Origin of the sequence: Leptospira bourretii, assembly GCF_004770145.1 — a bacterium.
Lineage (GTDB): Bacteria > Spirochaetota > Leptospiria > Leptospirales > Leptospiraceae > Leptospira_A > Leptospira_A bourretii.
Genome location: NZ_RQFW01000019.1, coordinates 458,476 through 478,966 on the forward strand (window position 1 = coordinate 458,476; position 20,491 = coordinate 478,966).

Sequence of the window (20,491 nt, forward strand, 5' to 3'; positions counted from 1 at the left end):
CTAGTTAAATGATTCTTGGTGGATTCCAATGAGACCTGTAATAAAAGAATATTCATTTGACTGAATCATATTCTGAAAGAGTTCCCTTGAGAAAAATTCTTCCTTCTGAATTAAAATCAATCCATCACTAAATTCTCAAGCAAATAGGAAAGAACTGCTAGTTCCAAGCCAATATGCAAATGCGAAAAAAAGGAATCCAATTGAAACTTAATTTCAAATTATCTCTATTCATAGTGGGAAATCTATTGCTAACAGGTTCGCTTTTTCCCGAAACAATCATTTTAAAAACTGGAAAAACATTTTTTGGAAAAGTCATCGAACAAAATAGAGAATTTTTAAAAATAAAAGAAAATAATGGAAACGTTCTACAATTTCAAAAAAACGAAATTTTAAAAGTCACCTACAAAGATTTAAATACCAAAGAAATCAAACAAATCATCGATATCGAAACAAAAAAAAATCAATCATCCTCCAATCAAGTTACAGAAACAAATGAGGAGTCTGATCTAGATACGAAAAAACAAAATCAAACTTTTCTATCCAGTGAAATGTCATCTCCCGTGATTCCAAAAAAGATTCGATGGGAAGTTATAGGACGTTCGGCGATCGTGCCAGGATGGGGACAATACCATTGGAATGAACCTGTTAGGGGCTCTTTGTATCTAATTGCGTTTTTAGGTGCGGCCGTCCATTACAACCAAGCCTGGAATCTCCACAAGGAAGCTAAGTCGGAATACCAGAACGATTTTCGTTCCTTGGTAATTTTTACTTCAGGAGGTAGTGGATTTGTTCTGAACCTCATCGATAAAAATAATCTTGCTTCCGATTATCGCAGAACAGGGAACAATTTAAATACTGCCTCCGATATTCTCATTGGTGTATTACTCATCAATTTGATCGATTCTATGTTGTATCGTGCTGATAAAAATGTTAGTTCATTTACATCGAATGGTAAAAGACCAGGTTTTTATGTAAATGCTGGTATGACACAAACGAGTAGGTTCGATCTTGATTCTATGGACCAAAAATTCGCGCCAGGAAGTGTAGAATATAAACTTGGTTACACTTGGGTATTTTAACAATGAATCACTTTAAACGATTTCGAAATGTGTCTCTTTATAACGTTGTTTTTATTTTCTTCCTTATTTTTTTTCTCCATTGTCGAGTGAATCCAAATCCAAAAGGCAGTCTTTTAGATCCCCTAAGCCAAGAAGGGATTATACCTTCCCTCCTCTTAAATGATTTCATCAACAATGTATCCATTCGGAATTGGACTACCTTCGTTTCTTCTCCGTTCGGAACTACAGATCCGACTGATTCCGTGGTATTTGACCAAATTAGTCCAACAATCTATGCAATCTATATTAGAAATTCAAACTTACAAACAGGTCTCTATTCCATTACGGGCGGAACCACCTACTCCCAGTTAGGTGTTTTAATTAACAATACCAATACAAATATTTTTGGAGCATTTACAGGTCGATTTCAATTATCGAATTACAATTCGTTAGACAATGGATTAAATTGGAATTCAAGTGTGACGATCCCAGGTTTTTGTATGGTGAAATACAGTGGTACAAGTGCTTATATATTGGGAGATGGTTTTGTCAACAGAACCACTGATTCTGGAGTTTCCACTAATACACTTACCTCTTCCCCCGCATATCCTTCTCGCACATCTGGGTCCTGCCTGTTTGCAAATGGAAAAGCCTATTTACTCGGTGGGAAAAATGGATCTGGTTATTTATTTGATTTTTGGGAGTCAACAGACGGAATCAATTGGGCTCTCATCACAGAAAGAGTTAAACAAACATCAGGTGGTGGGATCAATCGTCCATGTAACAACATCCAAAATTCAAATGATATCAGCGTTCTTGGGTTAGTTTACTCAACTGTTACAACATACAAATTTTACGTCATCTTTAACAACTTGAGTCTTTTACAAAGTAATGATGGGAAAACATGGACATGTTCCAATCCAAATATCAATTTTTACTCTGGATTCAATTCCATTGCCAACAGGGCGGTTTTGATTGGAAAAAGACTTTATGTCTATGGACAACCAGAAAATGCGTATACCGATTTGGAATGACAATCCAACCAGTTGTGGAACAGGCAAAGTGGGATGACCCCAATCACTATTATCATTATAAGTGAAACAATAAAAAAGCCCCTTCCCGAAGTGTCCTTCGAAAAGAGGCAACCGTCTTAAGGCAACTCTTGCCTTACTACAACTTAAGTGTTATTCAAAAGTCGTAATACAGAATTTGGCCGAAGACTGGCTTGCGCTAGCATTGCCGTACCGCTTTGCACGAGAATTTGTTTCGTCGTGAGCGCTACCATTTCTTCCGCCATATCTGCGTCCCTAATCCTTGATTCGGATGCTTGCATATTTTCGTATGCACCCATGAGGCCTTTTGCAGTACTTTCGAGCCTATTTTGATAAGCTCCCATATCTGCTCTCTGCTTCATGATCTTGTTCAAGGCGAAGTCCGCTTTAGCAATCGCTTCGTCTGCTTTTCCAGGTGTAGAGAGAGCAATCTTAACTGCTCCTTCTGACATCTTCAAAGCTTTCGAAGTCATAGTTCCAATGTAGAAACGCTCTCTTTGCCTTGCGTTTGCTCCCATGTGAAACCACATCGATGCCTTCGTTGACTTTCGAGCGAAGTCTCCTTCAAACAGTTTCATTTTATTGAACTCTGCTTGCGAAGCAATTCGATCGATCTCATCCACCAGCGCAGATACTTCTACCTGCACGAGCTGCCTGTCCTCCGGTGTGTAGATTCCGTTCGAAGTCTGGATCGCTAGGGTCCGGATTCTTTGAATGATTTCCGCCGACTGGTCGAGGAAACCCTCTGCAGTCTGGATGAAACTCAGTCCATCTTCCGTATTCCTTTCGGCCTGACGTAAACCACGAATTTGTGTTCGTAGTTTTTCCGAAACAGCAAGACCAGAAGCATCGTCACCGGCAAGGTTAATCCTTTGCCCAGTGGAGAGGTTCCTCATGGTCTTATCTACATCCCATTGTGTAAACTTGAGAGCACGATGTGATTGAATCGCACTCATGTTGTGATTGATAATCATTGGCCTACACTCCTTTGTGTATAACCAAGAACGGTATATGTTTCGTTCTTAGCCGGACAATCCCTGTCCGGTGTCAAGGATGAGCTTTCATATTGCCACCTGGCAGGGGAAAGCCGGCTGATTATCTAATTACAACTCTTCAGTTACACTAACCACTCACTTCGTTAACTTTTGTTAACGGAGGAGAGAAAGAACTCCTTGTGGACGAACATTCGCCTGAGCTAACATAGCAGTTCCAGATTGAACTAAAATCTGGTTCTTTGTGAAAGCCACAGTTTCTTCTGCCATATCCGCATCACGGATCCTAGACTCGGAGGCTTGGGTATTCTCATAAGCGTTCATGAGCCCTTTTGCAGCATGCTCAAGACGGTTAAAGTAAGCACCTAAGTTTGCTCTTTGTTTGCTAATGCGTGTTAACGCAGCATCCAAAGTTCCGATCGCATCGTTTGACTTGTCAGCAGTTGACAAAGACAAGAGTTCTCCACTTTGACCTTTAAGATTAAGTGCGCGTGCAGTCATTGTTGCAATGAACACTCTTTCTCTTTGGTGTTGGTTTGGTCCAATATGGAACCACATGGAGGTTGCTCTAGATCCACGAGCAAAATCACCTTGAAGCAAATTCATTTTATTGAATTCAGCTTGTGAAGCAATTCTATCCACTTCGTCGATAAGTTGTGAAACTTCGACTTGGATCATTTGTCTGTCTTCTTCAGTATAAATACCGTTAGACGACTGAATTGCAAGTGTTCGAATTCTTTGAATGATATCATTCGACTCTTGCAAAAACCCTTCCGTTGTTTGGATTAGGCTCATACCGTCTTCGGTATTTCTTTCTGCTTGTCTAAGACCATTCACCTGCGTTCTCATCTTTTCCGAAACGGCAAGGCCTGATGCATCATCACCTGCACGGTTGATTCGCATACCAGAGGATAGTTTCTCCATATTTTTGGAGACTTCCTCGTTTTGGAACTTGAGGACGCGATGTGAGTTGATCGCGGCTAAATTGTGGTTTATGATCATTGGTTTCCTCCTTGAAACTTGATCTGGCAAAAGAGAGAATCCCTTCTCTCTTTGGTTTTTTTGTGTCTGGCTTTCAGGCCCCTATGGTGCCTAAAATCTCTATTTGTTCCCTTTGTATGTCGGTGATCGGATAGAAGAAATTAATTTCAAGAAATCGAATGATTTTTGGAGTTTTTTGCGGTTTATTGCGGTTTTTTGGCGTGTTTTAACGACTTTAGCGTTTTATTTTTTTTAAAAAAAGTTCTAACTTCCCCCATACGATGATCGGCAAATCCCCATTTTCCATAAGTAAATTTTGAAAAATGGGAAAATAAATAGGGATTATCCTAGTTTTTGAGGCAAGAGGGTTATAAAGCGGAAACACCCAAAACAAAAATGTTACGGGCGGCTTGCTTGTGGTGATAAAGTTTCCCAGTGGTAAACAGGACTTGTTTCCCCGGAAAATTGATGTTCGATTGTTTTTAAGTCTTTAAAGTTTTCAAATAAACTTGCATTTAATGCACGTATTGTGGACTCCATGGCAAGGATCCTACGTTTGTTCACAACCTCTTCTGGTTCTTTAGGGCCAGTTTCTGATCCAGCCGAGTAATAGGTAATGGTATCAACAGGAGCATTGGGGTTTTCATCTTCAGAATCCCCAGTTTCTTCCGATTTGGTGCGAGGCAGTCTGTATTTTTCCATCACATCTTGTAAAATTTCTACATTCCAATCGATCACAAGTTTTGAATTTTTTTCTAAAAACCAGGACTGCTTTAATGCAAATCGAATGTCCAAAAGTTTTTTCGGAGAAAAAAGTTTACCATCTTTAGCCAATGCTTCCACAGAATCAAAGTAAGGTGGTGATCCCACTTCACCCACAATTTGATAAATCAAATCGCCTGGTTCATCCCTTTTCAATACCTTTCTGTGGATGGGAATTTGTTCCCCTTCACCATTCGAAATATAAATTACAATTGGTTCTCTGTGATCAAAAGAAGGATAAGAATAGAGTTGGAAAGGAACAAGAAGTCTAAATGGATTTTGTTCTGCTAATATAAAAAAACTAAAAAAGATCAGTAGAGAAAACCAAGAGGCAAACAAAAAGATAAAATCACGAGTTAGTTTGGTTTCTCCCGTTCCGATTTTGTAAAATCGAATGATTAGGTCTTTTATGATTTCTTTTAGAGAACGAAGATATTCTTTAATCTTTTGAAGATGCGTATTCATGGATTCCTTTGATGACACTGCGAGCAATTTTCTTTTGGTAGTTTTTGTCCCGCAAACGTTTGCTTTCCTCAGGGTTTGTCAGATACCCCATTTCCACAAGTACCGCAGGCATAAGGCTTCCTCGCAAGACGGAAAAATCTGCCTTTTTCACACCCCGAGAGGGAATCTCTGGGCTTAAGGCCTTTTCATACTGGAGAGCCACAGCACTTGCCAATTTTTTTGACCGCCTTTGCGTGACACTGGACAACATCTGGGATTGGATCTGGGAGACAACTGGGTTCTTATGTTTTCCCACATACCTGTTTTCCAAAATGGCCGTTTCACGAGCGGCCTCCGTACTTGGACTTTGGGAAAGGTAATAGACTTCAAAACCTGCTGCCTTATCGGAAAGGGAAGCATTACAATGGAAACTAATAAAGACCACATCCCTTGTATCATGCAACATTTGGTTTGCCATTTTGGACCGGTCTTCTAACTCCACAAAGGAATCATTTTTTCGAATCATCTGCACCCGAATTTCTGGATAGTACTTCCGTAAGTACAAATAAGTATAACGAGCCACACCAAGACTTACATCCTTTTCAAAATATCCAGAGGGATCCGAAGTTCCTGGGTCCTTTCCTCCGTGGCCTGCATCAATGACGATGGCTTTTACATTGAGGTTTCGTTTGGGAGTTGGTTCTTTGGGAATGAGAACCCAAAGTTCCGTTTCTTTGAATTGATACCGCACATCATAAGAGATTAGATTGAGTAAAACGGCTTCCACAAGATCCAAAGGAAGATACACATCTTCTTCTTTTTTTAAAATGGCTTTGGGGATTTTGTAAATTTTTCCATCCAGGGTATAAAAACTAGATCCTAGGCGAAATTGTATGTTCCCTTGGGGGGTGTAAATGGAACCAACTCTTGTGAACTTTTTTAATTTGGTGGAAAGTTCGGGCAGAATCGATTTTAAATCAGAAAATGCCACGTAGTTCCCTTTTCCGTAGAGCGGAAGTTTGGCGACTTCAGCAAATACGGAATTGGAAAAAATACAGAAACAAAGAAGGACTAATCTTTTTTGAAGATAGAAAGAATTCGCTGCCAAATCGATAGTTTCTGTTTTTTAGATTTTTTCACTTCGTTGATATCGAAGAGATTTCTTCTTGGATCATTCTTTTGGTAAGATTTCCCTGGCTGGTTTTTCTTATGTTGGCCTTTGCCCTTTCCATCCTTAGGATGATGGCCATGTTTGAATTCATGGTGGGTCATTTTGGCCGGGTGTTTATGATCACCTTCTCCCTCATGTTGGTGCGGGTGTGACATCTTTGCTGGCGGGTGGTGTTTTTCCCCTTTTCCTTTCCCACGTCCACGGTCTCCTGAACGGTTTTGATTTCTATCACCTGACCTGTGTTCGCCGCCTCTTTGTTCTCCCCCTCGTCTTGGTTTCCCACCACGACCACCGCGGTCTCCCCTTTCCCGATCTTGGTATTTTTTTTCACCAGGGATGGCTTCATCGGCAAATACAGGAGTGAACTCTCCCTTAGGAAATTCCAAATACTCTTCACGAATTTCCCCGATCGGAATTTTGGAATTTAGGTAACGTTCAATTCGTTCGAGTTCGGTATAATCTGTTTCGGAACAAAATCCAATGGACATACCCTTTCTTCCCGCACGGGCAGTACGTCCAATTCTATGTACATAGTTTTCTGCATCTTGTGGTAGATCATAATTATAAACTACATCGATATTTTCGATATCGATCCCACGAGAAGCAACATCTGTCGCAATGAGATACTTATACTTTCCTTCTTTAAAATCTCTTAGGAGACGAATTCGTTTTTTTTGGTCGAGTTCAGAAGAAAGCCCTGTGGCCGTGATTCCAAATTTTCGAAGAACCGAAACGATCTTTGGAATGTTCATTTTGTAATTGGTAAAAATGATTCCAAGTCCTTCGATCTCATTGTGTAACAGAGAGTTTACGAGGTAAGGGAGTTTTTCTTCCCGTCCCAAGTGGAGCAAATTTTGGTCGATTCTTTCGGTGATGACTTTTTCTGGATTGATATGGACTTCAATCGGATCATTCAAATACTTACTGGCAAGTCTTACCACTTCGTAACTTAAAGTAGCACTAAAAAGAAGAGACTGTTTTCTATTTTTACATTTGTGAAAAATGTATTTGAGATCTTGGACAAATCCCATATCGAACATTCTGTCTGCTTCATCCAAAATCACTACTTTGATATTTTCCAAAGAAAGGCCATGATTTTTGACAAAGTCAATGAGGCGTCCGGGTGTTGCGACAATGAGACAAGCTTTGTTCCCTAACGCCTGTTCTTGGGAGCGGTAATCCGTTCCCCCGATGATGGTAGCCACACCAAAGTCAGTGAACTCTAAAAGTTTTTTAGCTTCTTCTGCAATTTGAATGGTAAGTTCTCTTGTGGGTGCAAGGACAAGGGCATAAGGCAAAGGTTCTTCTTCTGTCGCAGACAAAAGTCTGTGGAGAGTCGGAAGTAGGAATGCCATAGTCTTTCCAGTTCCGGTTTGGGCAAGGCCTGTGAGATCATTTCCCTCCATGGCAAAAGGAATGGATTTGGCTTGGATGGGAGTGAGGTCTGTGTAGCCTATTTTATCTAGTGCTTTTACAAGAGACTCGTGAAAGGGTAATTCGTTAAATTTCATAATGGATTTCAGTGTTTTAATTTTCTGGCGATTAGTTCGATGGTATCACCATAGGCAAATTGGTTTGCATACAGTCGATACAGCCATTCGGGGAGTTTGCCACGAAGGCCTAAATCCCGGTAGGAGTGATACGACATAGGTCTAACATAGTTCACTTCAAAGCCAAGGATTGACAAGAGTTTTTTCAAAGAGTGGACAGAGTAGTCAAAAAAGTGGTCAGAGGGATGAGTCAAAAACCATTCCTTGGGATTTGTCTGGAAACTGGGGCCAAAACTAGAAGGAACGGCAAGATAAAGATACCCACCGGGTCTTGTCCAAGAGTTGATTCGTTTCCAAATCCCTTCGATGTCTTCGATATGTTCGATGACAAAAAAAGCAGCGATTAGATCAAACGAATCTTTCCAATCCCCTTCTTCCACCGACAAAACCGAAGTTTGGTCTACATCCAGGCCCAGAGTGGATTTTGCATATTCTACTTCTTTCGGAGAAAGTTCGAGGCCCCGTGCGTGGTAACCAGCAGTCCTTGCCTCATCCAAAAAAAATCCGGCAGCCGATCCAATTTCCAAAAGGGACTTATCCGTTGGTTTTGCCCCCACCGATTCCAGATTTTTTAACCTACGTTTTGCCATACCCCGTAAGTTTGGTTCATCTTCGTAATAGGATTTTTTGTATTGGGATTTGTATTCTTCCATAAAGTAACTATCCCCATACTCTCTCTGTTTTGCAGGAAGATACCGAAGAACACCCGTAAGTCGGCATTCTTCGTAATGTTCTGGGAATTCTTTATGGGGTGAAAATTCGAATAAACTCAAAAATACGTTCTCTTTTTGGATTCGAGAGATTTTTCATACTGAGCCCGAGTTGCCCTTTTGTTTTCATAGGCTTCGGTAAGGCTTGGGTTAAGGTCAATGGCTGTTTGGAAACTAGAGAGTGCTCTTTTAAATTCCCCATTTTTAAAATAACAAACTCCCAAATAATTGTGAGCCTTAGAAGAAATGGTAGGCGTCACATCAGAGCGAGTGATGACCGTTAGTTCCTCGATGGCTTTTTCCCGGTCGACGAGAGAACCCGAATCAATTAAAATTTTAGAAAGAACTAACCTTGATTCCATATCTTCGGGATCGATATGAGTGGCACGAAAGGCTTCTTCTTTGGCTTTTTTAGAAAGCCCAGAGTTTCCGCTACTTGCATAATTCAGTGCCAGTTTTCGATGAGCCAATTTAATTTCTTTTGGGTCTTTGGAATTTTCCAAAACATAAACGAGCATCTTTTCTGCGGCCGGATAGTTTTTAGTTTGGATGTACACATCGGCAAGTTTCAATCTTGCTTCATACAGTTCCGGTTTCCAAGCGATGGCTTCTTCATATTCGGCAATGGCTTCTGAATAAAAACGGTTCTCTAAATAATAATCGGCAATGGCAAGTCGTGATGGCACATGGTTCGGATCCAGGGCCTGTGACTTACGTAGGGACTCAATGGCCATCGTTGGTTTTCCCGCATGTAAATAGGTTAGGCCCAAATTATAATAAGCCGATTGGTTTTTAGGATTTAAGGACAGTGCCCCTTCAAAAGCAGTAATACTTTCCGAATACCGTTCCATCTCATCTAAGATGATCCCAAGATTTACATAAGCGGTTTCCGAATATGTATCCCCTGGGGTGAGACGAATGATCCTACGAAACAAACTTTCTGCTTCGACAAGTTCTCCTTTTTTATAATAGAGTTCCGACAAAGCAAAAAGGGAATCCACATCACTGGGTTTGAGTAACAAAGCTTTTTTTAAAGCCGTGATGGCCATATTGGTTTGGCCCATCGATAGGAAGGCGTCTGCAATATAACGATACACTTCTGGTTCGTTGGCATTGGAATCGAGGGCTTTTTGAAAGTATTTGGCCGCTTCTTCTGGCACTTTCTTTTTTAAATACACCAAACCTAGGTTATAGTAAGATTTGGCATCGTTTGTTTTCAAACGAATCACTTCTCTGAAATAAAACTCGGCCCTATCATAATCTTCTCTTTGGTAGAAGATGGTACCAAGATGGCCATAAGATAAAACGGCTGTTTGGGAATTGGGTGCTGTTTGTACTACCTTTTGGAATTCAGAAATGGCCTCTGCAATATTTCCTTGTTTTAAATAACTAATGGCTAAGTTGTAAGTAAGGGTGACATCTGCCGGTGCCAAAGACTGTCCTTCTTTGTAGGCTTCAATGGCACTGGCCGGATCCCCAATCTCTTGGAATAAATTTCCTTGGAGGAGTGCCACACGGTAATCATTCGGAGCAATTTCTTTGGCTCTTTCCGCAGCACGCCTTGCTTCTTCAAATTTCCCTGCATGTTTGAATGCGAGGGATAAATTATAAAATGCAAAATAGTTTTTGGAATCGTATTGGATGGCTTTTTCTAATCGTTCAATGGCATTGATATAACGACCGGCTTCATCATACATCACCCCAAGAACGGTGAGGGCAATGGATTTGTCTTCGTCTGAGCCTGGTGAATTTAAAAACTCTTCACAAACATTTCCCACTCGGTTCACATAACGGTTGTGATAGGCATTGAGACATGCCGCCAGTTTGGGATTTACCGAATCATCTGGAAGGTAAGGTTTATCCACAAGAAGGTTTAAAGCTTTTTTATCAGTGGGGAGGTTCTTTAAGGCTTTTGCGATTTCTTCTGGATTCTTTTTTTTCTCCAGATACCACCAGTACCCGGCGGTCAAAAATCCAAGGACTAGGGCAACAAGGAAGGACCAAAACAGAAAAGATAAAACAGGACGGCGGGCGGTGGTTTCTGATTCGTAAGTGGTTTCTTTTTCACGACCCAGGTTCCGTAAGTATGGATCTTCCTGGTAATAACTTGGCTGTGAAGACTGCTCTTCAATGCGAAACCGGTTTTTTTGGATGGGATCCATTCTTTTTATTATTTGGGATTTTTCGCTACGATCTCCTTCTTATAGAAGGCATCCAGTAGACCGTTGATGAACTGGGCTGATTCATCCGTTTCAAATTCTTTCGTGAGTTCCACCGCTTCATTGATGACAACGGGGGCCGCAAGGAAAGGTTCCTTTTGCAAACTAAGGATTGATAAACGTAAAATACAGCGGTTGACCACGGAAATACGCGAAAGTTCCCAATTCTCCGAATACTTCTTGATTAGAGTATCGATGCTTTTTCGATTTTCGACCACTCCTTTCACAAGAAAGACAGCATAATCCTTTTCTTCACGAGTGATTTTTTTGTCATACCAATCGAATTTCATAGCTCGGTCCGGATCGGTTCCGACGAGGTCAATTTGGTAGAGGCACATTAGGGCAAGACTTCGCCCGCGGTGTCTAGAACTCATCCGATCTCTTTGAAAAGATTTGCCATTTCAATGGCTGTGGTGGCTGCTTCGTATCCTTTGTTTCCCGCTTTGGTACCGGCTCTTTCAATGGCTTGTTCAATGGATTCTGTGGTGATGACACCAAAAATCACAGGAACAGATCCGTCCGCTACCGATCCTACTTTTGCTGCTTCCCCAGAAACCAAATCATAATGCGAAGTGGCCCCACGAATCACAGCGCCCAGGCAAACGATGGCAGAGAATTGGTATTTTTTGGACCCAAGGACACGTTTTACGGTTTGTGGGAGTTCGAAGGCACCGGGAACATAGATGACAGTGACATCGGAATCTGCGATTCCATGTTGTCTGTATGCATCTTTTGCCCCTTTGAGTAGAGACTCAGTAATGAATTCATTAAACTTTGAAACGATGACACAATGTTTTTGTCCGTTTCCGATGCGGGTGCCTTCCAGAGTAGCTGTCATGTATCCAAAATCCTAGGGGGGTGTTATTTCGCAAGACGAATGACAAGGGTAATCTTTCCGTCAGGATTTTCTACTACTTCAAACCCGTCTCGTTCGAGAGCTTTTTTGGCTCGGTAGATCGCTAGATTCACAACATTGGTTTTTTCTTCCTGCAGTTTTTCTGATTCCCGGTTCATAGATCCCCTCTCCCCTTAAAGTTCGGAAGCCCGACCATCCAATCTTAAATACCAATGGCTTTACAAGGTAGAATTGTTTTCCTCTTATGTCATATAGGAAGAAAATGAAGAAAAAGAAATCTATAAAGAAGGCCAAAAAAAGGAAACCGGTAGTGTATACCGAAAGTGACTTTATCGTAAAACCTTCTTCTGTTCCCAATATTGGAATGGGACTATTCACCAAACAAACATTATACAAGGGAGATACCGTTGGTTATTACATGGGTAAAATCATTACCGATGAACAAGCGGAATCAAACAAATACGTAGACTCTAAATACCTACTTTGGATCTGTAAAGACTGGTGGATTTATGGGGAAGGACGTGAATCCAATTACACCCGTTATATCAACCACTCCTCAAAACCCAATGCGGAACTCATCACTTCTGTCAGATGGAAAACGGCTAGGTTCAAAGTGTTAAAAACAATCCCGGAAGGTGGAGAAATATTTTTTGATTATGGAAAAGACTACTGGGACAATGTGGACTTCAAACCGAAGTAAAGGGATGTTTTGACCAAAACGAATCGTTTGGTCAAAAGAGAAAATAAACAAACGGTCTAAAGAAGACCGTTATTTCCAAAAGAAGTTTTAGTGGAGGTTTTGAGAGCATCAGAAGCTTCCAAAGCTTCCGTATAACGGATGACAGAATCATCCATCCGAAACACTCCTTCCGTTGTTTCTTTGTGCACAAAGCGGCAAACCAAAAGATTAGCAGCAAAGAAAAGGACTGCAAGAACCAAGGGGAAACGATACGAATTCGACATAAAACCCTCCGATTTAAGTTAAGCCTCTTACCCGGCCCTTCCCAGGCAAGAAATTTTTAGAAGAATTCTAATAGAAATCTTCGATCCGGATGTCGGGAAAGGCATTGTTTTCTGTTTCTGCTGCCGTAAGGATCCCCTCATCCACCTGGCCGATTAGCATTTCCTCCAAAGAGAGAAAGAGATTGGTGTGCACATTGGTACGTCGTACTGCATAATCCACCATCGTTCCTGTTTTCATGATAAAGGCCCAGTCGCTACTTTGTAAAAGTAAGAGTTCCCTTCCCATTTGTTTTAAAATTCGTTTTTGTAAATCCGTTCCAGTGGAACCGAATTCATGAGCCCGCTTGTGCATCCGAATGCTTAAAGAATGGATGAGTGGATAAATCCAATCATTGGTTGGATTGAGCCATACCTCTCCATAACCATTTTCCCCCCAACTGGACATTTTCATTTCCACTGATTGGACCCTTGGGAGGGCACGAGCCGCTTCTAAAGGATGAGACAGTTGGATGGTGTTTTGGTTGAAGTGGATTTTTTTAAATAAAAATTCAATGAACTGCGGACCTTCATACCACCAGTGGCCGTACAACTCGGCGTCGTATGGAGAAACAATGACAGCTTGTTGTTTGTTTGATTCAAATAAATGTTCCGCTTGGCGGATGCGGTTTCTTAAAAAATCTTCTGCATGATTTCCTGCCGCTTCCATCGCCCAGTCCGGATGGTAGTATCCTTTTTCCTGGGTTTTGCCTGTGATCCGATAGTATTTGATACTGGTATTGATCCTGACTCCATTGGAATTTAAATAAGGAGAAATATCCTCCCAAGGAAGGTCATGGCCAATGTCCCGATAGTACTCTCTGTACCGAAAGTCGCCCGGGTAACCGTCAATGGAGCTCCAAACTTGTTTGCTACTTTCCGGATCTCGTCCAAAAGCAAAAACCCCATACCCAACTTCCACCGGAGCATAAACACCAAATTTTGGTCTGGGACTTGCATGTGTGATTCCATGAGTGTCGACAAAAAAATACCGAAACCCTTCCCGGTCCAGTTCCTCTTCTAGTTTTTGCGTGTACCCACATTCCGAAAGCCAAATCCCTTTGGGATCTCTTCCCCAAATGCGCCGGAATGTCCTTCGTCCATTTTTCAATTGAGAACGAAAGATAGAAGGTTCCGAATCATAAAAAGGAAGGAAGGCATGAGTGGCTGGACTTGTCATCAGTTCCAATTCCCCCGATTCCACAAAGGGAAGAAAACATTTGGTGAGGTCGCCATCCTCTTCTTCAAAGATGGATTCTGTATCCAAAAAATGTTCCAAGTATCGGGAAGCTAAGTAATGGAGGTGCGGGTCTTTTGCATTTCGTTTGGTTTCCTCTTTGGCAAGTGCGATTAGGTTTTTTATGTATTTACGAAATCCATTTTGTAAATAGGGATCTGTCAACATCAGAGAAAGGGTAGGAGTAAACGACATGGTGATCCGGAAACGAACGGATTCTTTTTTTAGATTCCGAAACACTCGGATGAGAGGAATATAGGTTTCGAGGATGGCTTCGTTTAACCAGTTTTCTTCGATAAAAGGTGTGTCGTATCCTGGGTGTCTAACAAATGGTAGGTGGGCATGCAAAACAAAAACCAAATGCCCTTTTAAAAAATGATTCATTACAAAAGTCCTTTTCCAGATCCAGAACCATTTCCAAAACTTGATGAGGGTCGGTTTGGGTCTCGATTGGGATCACCTTGGTCACTATTTCTCGGATTCACATAGAACTCAGAGGCATTCCCATCTTTAAAATAATACTCTTCACTTCCGGCAGATTTTGCCACAAGTCCCATGCTGATCCATTGGGGATGGATCCATTCTTTATCCAATCGAAATGATTCTGTTCCCCCAGGAAGATCCTTTCCCGATGAATGGAGAGTGGAAACTTCCTTTTGGTGAAAAGAAACAATGATAGAAGTTTGAATCTCTCGTACTGGAAACATAAATTTTAAGTAGTACGATTCGGTAAAGGGTAGAAGATCGTAAAATTCTGTTCGTTCACTTCCAAAGATATTTTTGTATTCAACCTTCAATCGAAATCGAAGTCCATCGGTAGAGGGAGAATCCAAATCAGTTAAAAGATTCTTCAAAGTTTTTTCAGAGAACTTCCAAAAAACAAAGGCTTCTTTTGGGGTACGCACAAGAACACGAATGAGATCTTCCTGCAAAAATTCAGGGTGTTTGGTAAATCTGGAATCGTTGTAAATGGATGGAACAGGCGACTTTAGAGGAGAATTCTCTATTTTTTTCGCTGTTTTTTTAGGAGCGGCTTTTACCGTTTTTTTAGCTGCAGTGACACTCGTCTTTTTCTTTTTGGCTGCAGTTTTATTTACCTTCCCATCCTTTTGATCTTCACTTCCCATCCTCCAAGCTTAAAGACGAGAAACACTCACCTTCAATTCTTTTTTATTTGACGTTTGCTTTTTTTCTAAAATACAATCAATCCATACCAAATTGGGACAAACTATGAAAATCAATTATACCTGGAAACATCTAGATCGATCCGAAGCCGCTGAAAAATACGCGGACGAAAAATTAGAACGAGTATCAAAATACGTTCAAAAAATTGTATCCTGTGAAGTATCATTTGAAGCAATTCATGGAGAAATCCACTCTAACATGAAGTTACATGCTGATGGCAATAATTTCAACGCACACAACCAAGACAAAGATGTATATGTTTGTATCGATGGATTGGAAGATAAAATTCTTTCCCAAACAAGCAAACACCACGATAAAAAAAGCCAACACTAACTCTTTTATGATTCAGAAGTCGGAAGAAGCACTCACCTATCTTTCTAATGGTGAGTTTGAAACTGCAAAATCTCTTTATTCCGTACTTCTGGACAGGGACCCACTTGATTTAGCCTCCATCAGCGGTTTTTACATTGCCAGTTTTTGGGACCATAGACTTGATCTAATTCTAAAAACAAGAGAAGGAAAAGATAGAGGAAAACTTCTGCTCGGGTTATTTGCCGATTTTGAATCCGAAATTCGAAAACGTGGGTATCATACCACTGATAGTTTTTTTGCCACCCAAGACTGCATCTTAAAAGAAGCACGAGACCACCTAAAACTTGCCTACCAATGGGAAGGAGCCAATGCTCTCGACAAAGATCTGTTACGTGACCTTGCGGCTTGTCTCATCAAAATACAAGATTATGGAATGGCTTTGGAAGTATTACTATACGGCGGAAACAAACAATCACCAGTCCTCCACTACTACCTTGCCGAAACACAAGTGATGACGGGAAATGAAAGAGAGGGAATGGAAACCTACCGAACCGCATTTTTAAATGACCCCCAACTTTTTCCCTATACCATCGTTCGTTGGCCACCCCTTCTTTCTCTCATCCAAAAGGCAAGTGAGATCACCTCAAAAGAAGAAGAGATGAAGGAACTCGTCCCTGTCCTTGCATGGAGAGAAGGACTCTTTCACCCTCCTTTGAAAAAGGATGAAACAACCATTCAAATTTGGTTTTCTGAATTAAAGAGGCTTGCTGATAGTAAGGAAAGAAGTGGAGGGAGTTTTCGTCTGGAAGCGAGGATGGAACAGTTCGCTTTGGCCATCCTCCATTCGGCTGACGACATCCGTTCCCGCGATGCCGTCCAATTTGCCAAAGGATTTGTTTAGAAGTTTATCTTTCTACAGATTCGATGAGAAGTCTTAACTCATCTGCCGAAGACTCTCTTCCTGTTTTTTCATAATACAATTCCAATTCCCTAAGTCCATACACTGCTCCCGGAGCAGATCGCAAACGATCGAGTAACACACGTTTTTGATAGGATTCATTTAGATCAAGGCTTGTTGGTTCGTATTGGTAGTTGTTTTGTTCGATCACAACTCCCGCTGTATCTTGATTTCCCGGAAGATTTGGTTCTTGGGAAGTCCGGTTGGCAAGGACAAAGACAAGGCTTAAGGCCATAACAGCAGAGAAGGAATATTGAACCGTTCGGTTTTCGATTAAGTCTCGGAAGGTGAAGGAGATCTTTTGGTTGGGTTTGTCGATGGTGACAGATTCGAGGAGGTTGAAAAGGCGGGTGTCAAAGTCTTTTGACATTCGGGGAAGGATGGTGTCTTCCTTTTCCTTCACCTTTTGGAAAAGAGAACAAATCTTATTTTCCAAAACCACATTGTCTGTATCCTCAGGAAATAGACCCGGATATTGTGAACGAAACCAATCTTTTAAATTCATAAACTTATTTTTCAAAGAACCCTTCTCCCTTTTCGTCTTTCTGGATGAGGTGCTTTAAAAACTCCTTCGCCTTGAAGAGACGACTCTTAACAGTACCTACATTACATTCCATGATCTCGGCAATTTCATTATACGAAAGATTTTCGAAATAACGAAGTTCCAAAACCTGTTTGTAGGAATCTTCTAAGAGTGCAATCTTATCCATTAGATAACGAGACTCCTCAGAAAGTTCCAATTTTTTTTCATATCCGACACGAGAATCCACAAATTGGTTATCTCCCGAGTCATCCATGGGTTTTTCCCGACCCCGTTTCTTCTTGGCGAGCAAATCTTTTGACTTATTCACCACAATGCGGTAGAGCCAGGTATAAACCCCAGCCTCTGCACGGAAGTTTTGGATGGATTTATAACCAGAAATCAGGGCGTCTTGGACAATATCCTCCGCATCGTCTCCATCTTTTACCATGGAAACAGCTTTGCGGAACAATCGTTCTCGGAAAGGGGACACTAAGGTCATGTAGGCAGTCGGATCCCCTGCTTTGATCTTTTGGAGGAGGATTTTTTCCTTCTCCCGCAGGGTCATATTTTTGCCTTCTAGGGGGCGTGGCATGAGGCCTAGAATTTCGAATCCGAGAATTCTATCAATGTTTTTCGGTTCTTTCCTCTAGGTCTAGATCCGGTGAAACATGGTTTCCAAATCTTTTCTTGTGAGTTTGATGAGAGTGGGCCGACCATGAGGACAAAGGGAAGGGTTTTCACAATACGACAATCGTTGTAAAAGTTCCCCAATGATGGGATCAGAGACCTGGTCCCCTTTTTTAATGGCCGAACGACAAGCCACACATTTGGCCATTTCATCGTAGAGTTCTTTGTCTTCCGGGTCTTTGTGTTTGAACCTTTCCCATAAATCCAAAATGGTTTCGGTTTCTTTTCCTGGATCAATATAAGAAGGGACTTCCCGGATGAGAATGGTGCCTCCTGAAAATGGTTCGAGAGTGATTCCCAGTTCAGAAAACCGATGTTTTTCTTCTAACATCTCTTCGGCTTCTTCTTTTGTGAGTTCCAACCGAATGGGTGTGAGTAGGCTTTGGGATTTATAGGCTTTGGACTTTAGGTCTCGCAAAACTTCTTCGTAACGAATCCTTTCATGAGCCGTATGTTGGTCGATGATATAGAGCCCGTCTTCGGCTTCGGCTAAGATAAAGGTTTCAAATAAAACCCCATAGTGTTTTTTCGGGACAAACAAATTGTGTTTGGTAAGATTCTCACCTAATAAGTGTAAATTGGTCCCAGCACCGATGCCTTCTAGAGAATACCCTTGTCTTCCTTCAATGGAACTTGGCCCAATCAGTGTTTCCCCTTCGGTTTGGAGATTGCCAAACATTCCTTGGCCGACACCAAACCCAAAACCAGGGCCACCGAATCCAGACCCAAACGTTGATTCCCCTCCTCGGTTTTCATAAGGAATGGGCATGGAAAGCCTTCGGCGCATTTCTAAAAATTCCACAGGGGTCGAGGTTCGTAGAACTTCTGTAATCCCTTGGAAAAGAATTCCTGTAATGGTTTCTTCTGATAAAAACCGAACTTCCTTTTTCTGTGGGTGGACATTCACATCCACAAATTCACGAGGGAGATCAAAGAATAAAAAGGCATAAGGAAAGGCACCACTGGGAAGGAGTTCCCCATAACAACGTTTGAGAATTTGTGCTGAAAACTTTAATTCCACGGAACGGTTGTTCACAAAGAAAAATTGTCCCGTGCGGGATGATTTATAAAAATCAGGATGGGAGATCCAACCACGAAGGGTCATACCGTTGCGACTGGAATTCACTGGCAAAAGATGGTCTCGGAGATTTTCGCCGTACACAGATAACACGCGTTCGAGGCCGTCTTCGGGAACTACATTCAAAACTTCCTTTCCATTCTGCAAATACCGAAACCCAATACTCGGTTCAGAGACTGCCATGGTTTGGACGCGTGCCCTATTTTTTTTCTCTTCTCCTGTTTCCGTTTTTAAAAATTTCCGCCTAACAGGCGTATTATAAAACAAATCTTTGATTTCGATTTTGGTTCCGAGAAAAAAAGGAATTTCTTCTTCTTTTACGATTTTTCCTTCATCCACTGTCACACGGTAAGCGGTGCGATTTCCCTCAGTTCCCGATTCCAAAACCATCCGAGAAACAGAGGCAATTGAAGCCAGAGCTTCGCCTCGAAATCCAAAAGTGAAAAGATGTTCTAAGTCATGGAAGTCTTGGATTTTGGAAGTGGCATAACGTTTGATGGCAAGAGGCAAATCCTCTTTTTGGATTCCATGTCCGTTGTCGGAAACAAGGATACGACCAAACCCAGCAGAATCGGTTGCAATTTCGATTTTGGTGGCACCGGCATCGATGGAATTTTCGATGAGTTCTTTTAAGATGGAATGTGTGGACTCAATCACCTCACCGGCGGCAATTTGGTTGATTAAGTCCGCCGAGAGTGAATGAATGATGCCCATAGGACAATCATGGGATAGGGAACCTCCCTATCCAGAAAAAATTACTAGGAATGGCAGGAAGAACAGGTGCCGGAAACCACGATGTCCACGTGTTTCACCTGAAAACCCAAACCTTGCCAATCTGTGTCTGCACTGAGTTTCAAAGGAGGAACATCCAAAATTTTTCCGCAGTCACTGCAAAGCAAATGAGAGTGGTCATCCAAAAAGGCATCATAACGAACCGAATCCGATTCGATATTGAGTTTGTTTACCATCTTGTGTTCCACTAAATATTCTAAGGAATTGTAAACGGTGGCAAAACTAATTTTGTCAGCTTTTCCCCGAACGGATTCAAAAACCATCTTTGCTGTCGGGTGGTCTTTTCTTTCTTTTAGGTCATTAAAAATTAGTTCTCTGTGTTTTGTGAGTGCTTTCATACTATTGCCTTACCCCTAAATCATTCGCAAATTATCAAAGGGTCAAATGGAATTTGGTTTTTAGAATCCTTCCAGAAATTGATATTTGTCAATACGGAGGCTTTATGCCCGCATCCATCGACCAGTTTAAATCTTCACTTTCGCGTTGGGCCAGTGGAGTTTGTGTGATCACTTATGAATCCACAGAGAAAAAAGGAGGAATCACTGTTTCTAGTTTTTCTTCTGTTTCCCTCGAACCGCCGTTAGTTTTATTCTGTTTGGCCAAAGATTCCAGTGCCAAAGAACCTATCGAAAAAGCTGGAAACTTCGTGGTGAATATTCTTTCTTCCGAACAAAAACAAATTTCCGCTGATTTTGCTTCTGGTTCCCTGGACAAAGCGGTTGTTTTGGAAGGACTAAAACCAGGAACCCTCTCCACCGGAGCCCCAGTTTTACCGGATTCGTTGGCCTCACTTGACTGTACAGTGAACCAAACCATCGATGCTGGGGACCACTGGATTTTCATTGGTCTTGTGGAAGCAGTAGTGACGAGAGATGGATCTCCCCTCCTCTATTTCAATCGCAATTATAGAGAACTTGTTTAAGGA

The 20,491-nt window shown here is 41.5% G+C and carries 23 protein-coding genes; 6 read left to right on the forward strand and 17 right to left on the reverse strand.

Going from position 1 to position 20,491, the window contains the following annotated elements; translation table 11 throughout:
* Window positions 1-200 precede the first annotated feature (200 nt).
* Window positions 201-1,079 carry an LA_0442/LA_0875 N-terminal domain-containing protein gene (locus EHQ47_RS16505; protein WP_244290388.1) on the forward strand — a complete coding sequence of 293 codons (879 nt, stop codon included), beginning with the start codon at window positions 201-203 and terminating at the stop codon, window positions 1,077-1,079.
* Between the two features lie 2 nt (window positions 1,080-1,081).
* A complete protein-coding gene (locus EHQ47_RS16510; RefSeq protein WP_135777609.1) occupies window positions 1,082-2,092 on the forward strand; it encodes a hypothetical protein in 1,011 nt (336 codons plus the stop codon).
* A 143-nt stretch (window positions 2,093-2,235) separates the two neighbouring features.
* On the opposite strand, the gene EHQ47_RS16515 is transcribed toward EHQ47_RS16510, so the two are convergent.
* From EHQ47_RS16515 to EHQ47_RS19715, 10 genes are all read right to left on the reverse strand, one after another.
* Window positions 2,236-3,084 carry a flagellin N-terminal helical domain-containing protein gene (locus EHQ47_RS16515; protein ID WP_002974287.1) on the reverse strand — a complete coding sequence of 283 codons (849 nt, stop codon included), beginning with the start codon at window positions 3,082-3,084 and terminating at the stop codon, window positions 2,236-2,238.
* Window positions 3,085-3,258: 174 nt separating this feature from the next.
* Window positions 3,259-4,104, reverse strand: a complete 846-nt coding sequence (locus EHQ47_RS16520) for a flagellin N-terminal helical domain-containing protein (RefSeq protein ID WP_135777610.1) — start codon at window positions 4,102-4,104, stop codon at window positions 3,259-3,261.
* Window positions 4,105-4,482: 378 nt separating this feature from the next.
* A complete protein-coding gene (locus tag EHQ47_RS16525; protein ID WP_135777611.1) occupies window positions 4,483-5,310 on the reverse strand; it encodes an LIC_10740 family protein in 828 nt (275 codons plus the stop codon).
* Window positions 5,285-6,280, reverse strand: a complete 996-nt coding sequence (locus EHQ47_RS16530) for an N-acetylmuramoyl-L-alanine amidase family protein (protein WP_135777612.1) — start codon at window positions 6,278-6,280, stop codon at window positions 5,285-5,287. Before EHQ47_RS16530 ends, EHQ47_RS16525 begins: the two co-directional genes overlap by 26 nt.
* A gap of 80 nt (window positions 6,281-6,360) precedes the next feature.
* Window positions 6,361-7,971 carry a DEAD/DEAH box helicase gene (locus EHQ47_RS16535; RefSeq protein ID WP_135777613.1) on the reverse strand — a complete coding sequence of 537 codons (1,611 nt, stop codon included), beginning with the start codon at window positions 7,969-7,971 and terminating at the stop codon, window positions 6,361-6,363.
* 8 nt (window positions 7,972-7,979) lie between these two features.
* Window positions 7,980-8,783 carry a class I SAM-dependent methyltransferase gene (locus EHQ47_RS16540; protein WP_135777614.1) on the reverse strand — a complete coding sequence of 268 codons (804 nt, stop codon included), beginning with the start codon at window positions 8,781-8,783 and terminating at the stop codon, window positions 7,980-7,982.
* Window positions 8,780-10,882 carry a tetratricopeptide repeat protein gene (locus EHQ47_RS16545; protein ID WP_135746982.1) on the reverse strand — a complete coding sequence of 701 codons (2,103 nt, stop codon included), beginning with the start codon at window positions 10,880-10,882 and terminating at the stop codon, window positions 8,780-8,782. Before EHQ47_RS16545 ends, EHQ47_RS16540 begins: the two co-directional genes overlap by 4 nt.
* 8 nt (window positions 10,883-10,890) lie before the next feature.
* Window positions 10,891-11,313 carry a transcription antitermination factor NusB gene (gene nusB / locus EHQ47_RS16550; RefSeq protein WP_135693802.1) on the reverse strand — a complete coding sequence of 141 codons (423 nt, stop codon included), beginning with the start codon at window positions 11,311-11,313 and terminating at the stop codon, window positions 10,891-10,893.
* Complete coding sequence (ribH, locus tag EHQ47_RS16555) at window positions 11,310-11,777, reverse strand: 6,7-dimethyl-8-ribityllumazine synthase (RefSeq protein WP_004783584.1); 468 nt, start codon at window positions 11,775-11,777, stop codon at window positions 11,310-11,312. Before ribH ends, nusB begins: the two co-directional genes overlap by 4 nt.
* A gap of 23 nt (window positions 11,778-11,800) precedes the next feature.
* The gene (locus EHQ47_RS19715; RefSeq protein ID WP_167482927.1) at window positions 11,801-11,953 is read right to left on the reverse strand and encodes a hypothetical protein; all 153 of its coding nucleotides are present in this window, start codon (window positions 11,951-11,953) and stop codon (window positions 11,801-11,803) included.
* Window positions 11,954-12,057: 104 nt separating this feature from the next.
* Between EHQ47_RS19715 and EHQ47_RS16560 the strand changes: the two genes are divergently transcribed.
* On the forward strand, window positions 12,058-12,495 hold the full coding sequence (locus tag EHQ47_RS16560; protein ID WP_004783551.1) for an SET domain-containing protein: 438 nt from the start codon (window positions 12,058-12,060) through the stop codon (window positions 12,493-12,495).
* 56 nt (window positions 12,496-12,551) lie between these two features.
* Here the strand turns inward: EHQ47_RS16560 and EHQ47_RS16565 are convergent, their stop codons facing one another.
* The 3 genes from EHQ47_RS16565 to EHQ47_RS16575 form a co-directional block, all read right to left on the reverse strand.
* Complete coding sequence (locus EHQ47_RS16565) at window positions 12,552-12,758, reverse strand: hypothetical protein (RefSeq protein ID WP_135746981.1); 207 nt, start codon at window positions 12,756-12,758, stop codon at window positions 12,552-12,554.
* Between the two features lie 67 nt (window positions 12,759-12,825).
* Window positions 12,826-14,415, reverse strand: a complete 1,590-nt coding sequence (locus tag EHQ47_RS16570) for a glycoside hydrolase family 57 protein (protein WP_135777615.1) — start codon at window positions 14,413-14,415, stop codon at window positions 12,826-12,828.
* The gene (locus tag EHQ47_RS16575; RefSeq protein WP_135777616.1) at window positions 14,415-15,158 is read right to left on the reverse strand and encodes a hypothetical protein; all 744 of its coding nucleotides are present in this window, start codon (window positions 15,156-15,158) and stop codon (window positions 14,415-14,417) included. Before EHQ47_RS16575 ends, EHQ47_RS16570 begins: the two co-directional genes overlap by 1 nt.
* Window positions 15,159-15,261: 103 nt before the next feature.
* Between EHQ47_RS16575 and hpf the strand changes: the two genes are divergently transcribed.
* Together hpf and EHQ47_RS16585 are read left to right on the forward strand one after the other, a co-directional pair.
* Window positions 15,262-15,549, forward strand: coding sequence for a ribosome hibernation-promoting factor, HPF/YfiA family (hpf, locus tag EHQ47_RS16580; RefSeq protein ID WP_004783901.1), 288 nt, complete (start codon window positions 15,262-15,264; stop codon window positions 15,547-15,549).
* Between the two features lie 7 nt (window positions 15,550-15,556).
* On the forward strand, window positions 15,557-16,429 hold the full coding sequence (locus EHQ47_RS16585; protein WP_135746978.1) for a hypothetical protein: 873 nt from the start codon (window positions 15,557-15,559) through the stop codon (window positions 16,427-16,429).
* Between the two features lie 4 nt (window positions 16,430-16,433).
* Here EHQ47_RS16585 and EHQ47_RS16590 read toward each other — a convergent pair whose 3' ends face one another.
* From EHQ47_RS16590 to EHQ47_RS16605, 4 genes are read right to left on the reverse strand one after another with little or no spacing between them, the layout of a single operon-like run.
* Window positions 16,434-16,991, reverse strand: coding sequence for an LIMLP_12425 family protein (locus EHQ47_RS16590; RefSeq protein ID WP_135777683.1), 558 nt, complete (start codon window positions 16,989-16,991; stop codon window positions 16,434-16,436).
* Window positions 16,992-16,995: 4 nt separating this feature from the next.
* Window positions 16,996-17,601, reverse strand: coding sequence for an RNA polymerase sigma factor (locus EHQ47_RS16595; RefSeq protein ID WP_004784002.1), 606 nt, complete (start codon window positions 17,599-17,601; stop codon window positions 16,996-16,998).
* A gap of 60 nt (window positions 17,602-17,661) precedes the next feature.
* Entirely contained in the window at window positions 17,662-19,488 is a 1,827-nt protein-coding gene (gene mutL, locus EHQ47_RS16600; RefSeq protein WP_135746977.1) for a DNA mismatch repair endonuclease MutL, read from the reverse strand.
* 44 nt (window positions 19,489-19,532) lie between these two features.
* Window positions 19,533-19,904 (reverse strand): Fur family transcriptional regulator, encoded by a 372-nt coding sequence (locus EHQ47_RS16605; RefSeq protein WP_135746976.1) that lies wholly within the window; start codon window positions 19,902-19,904, stop codon window positions 19,533-19,535.
* A 104-nt stretch (window positions 19,905-20,008) separates the two neighbouring features.
* Here EHQ47_RS16605 and EHQ47_RS16610 point away from each other — a divergent pair, with 104 nt between their 5' ends.
* Window positions 20,009-20,488, forward strand: coding sequence for a flavin reductase family protein (locus EHQ47_RS16610; RefSeq protein WP_135693810.1), 480 nt, complete (start codon window positions 20,009-20,011; stop codon window positions 20,486-20,488).
* The last annotated feature ends 3 nt before the right edge of the window (window positions 20,489-20,491 follow it).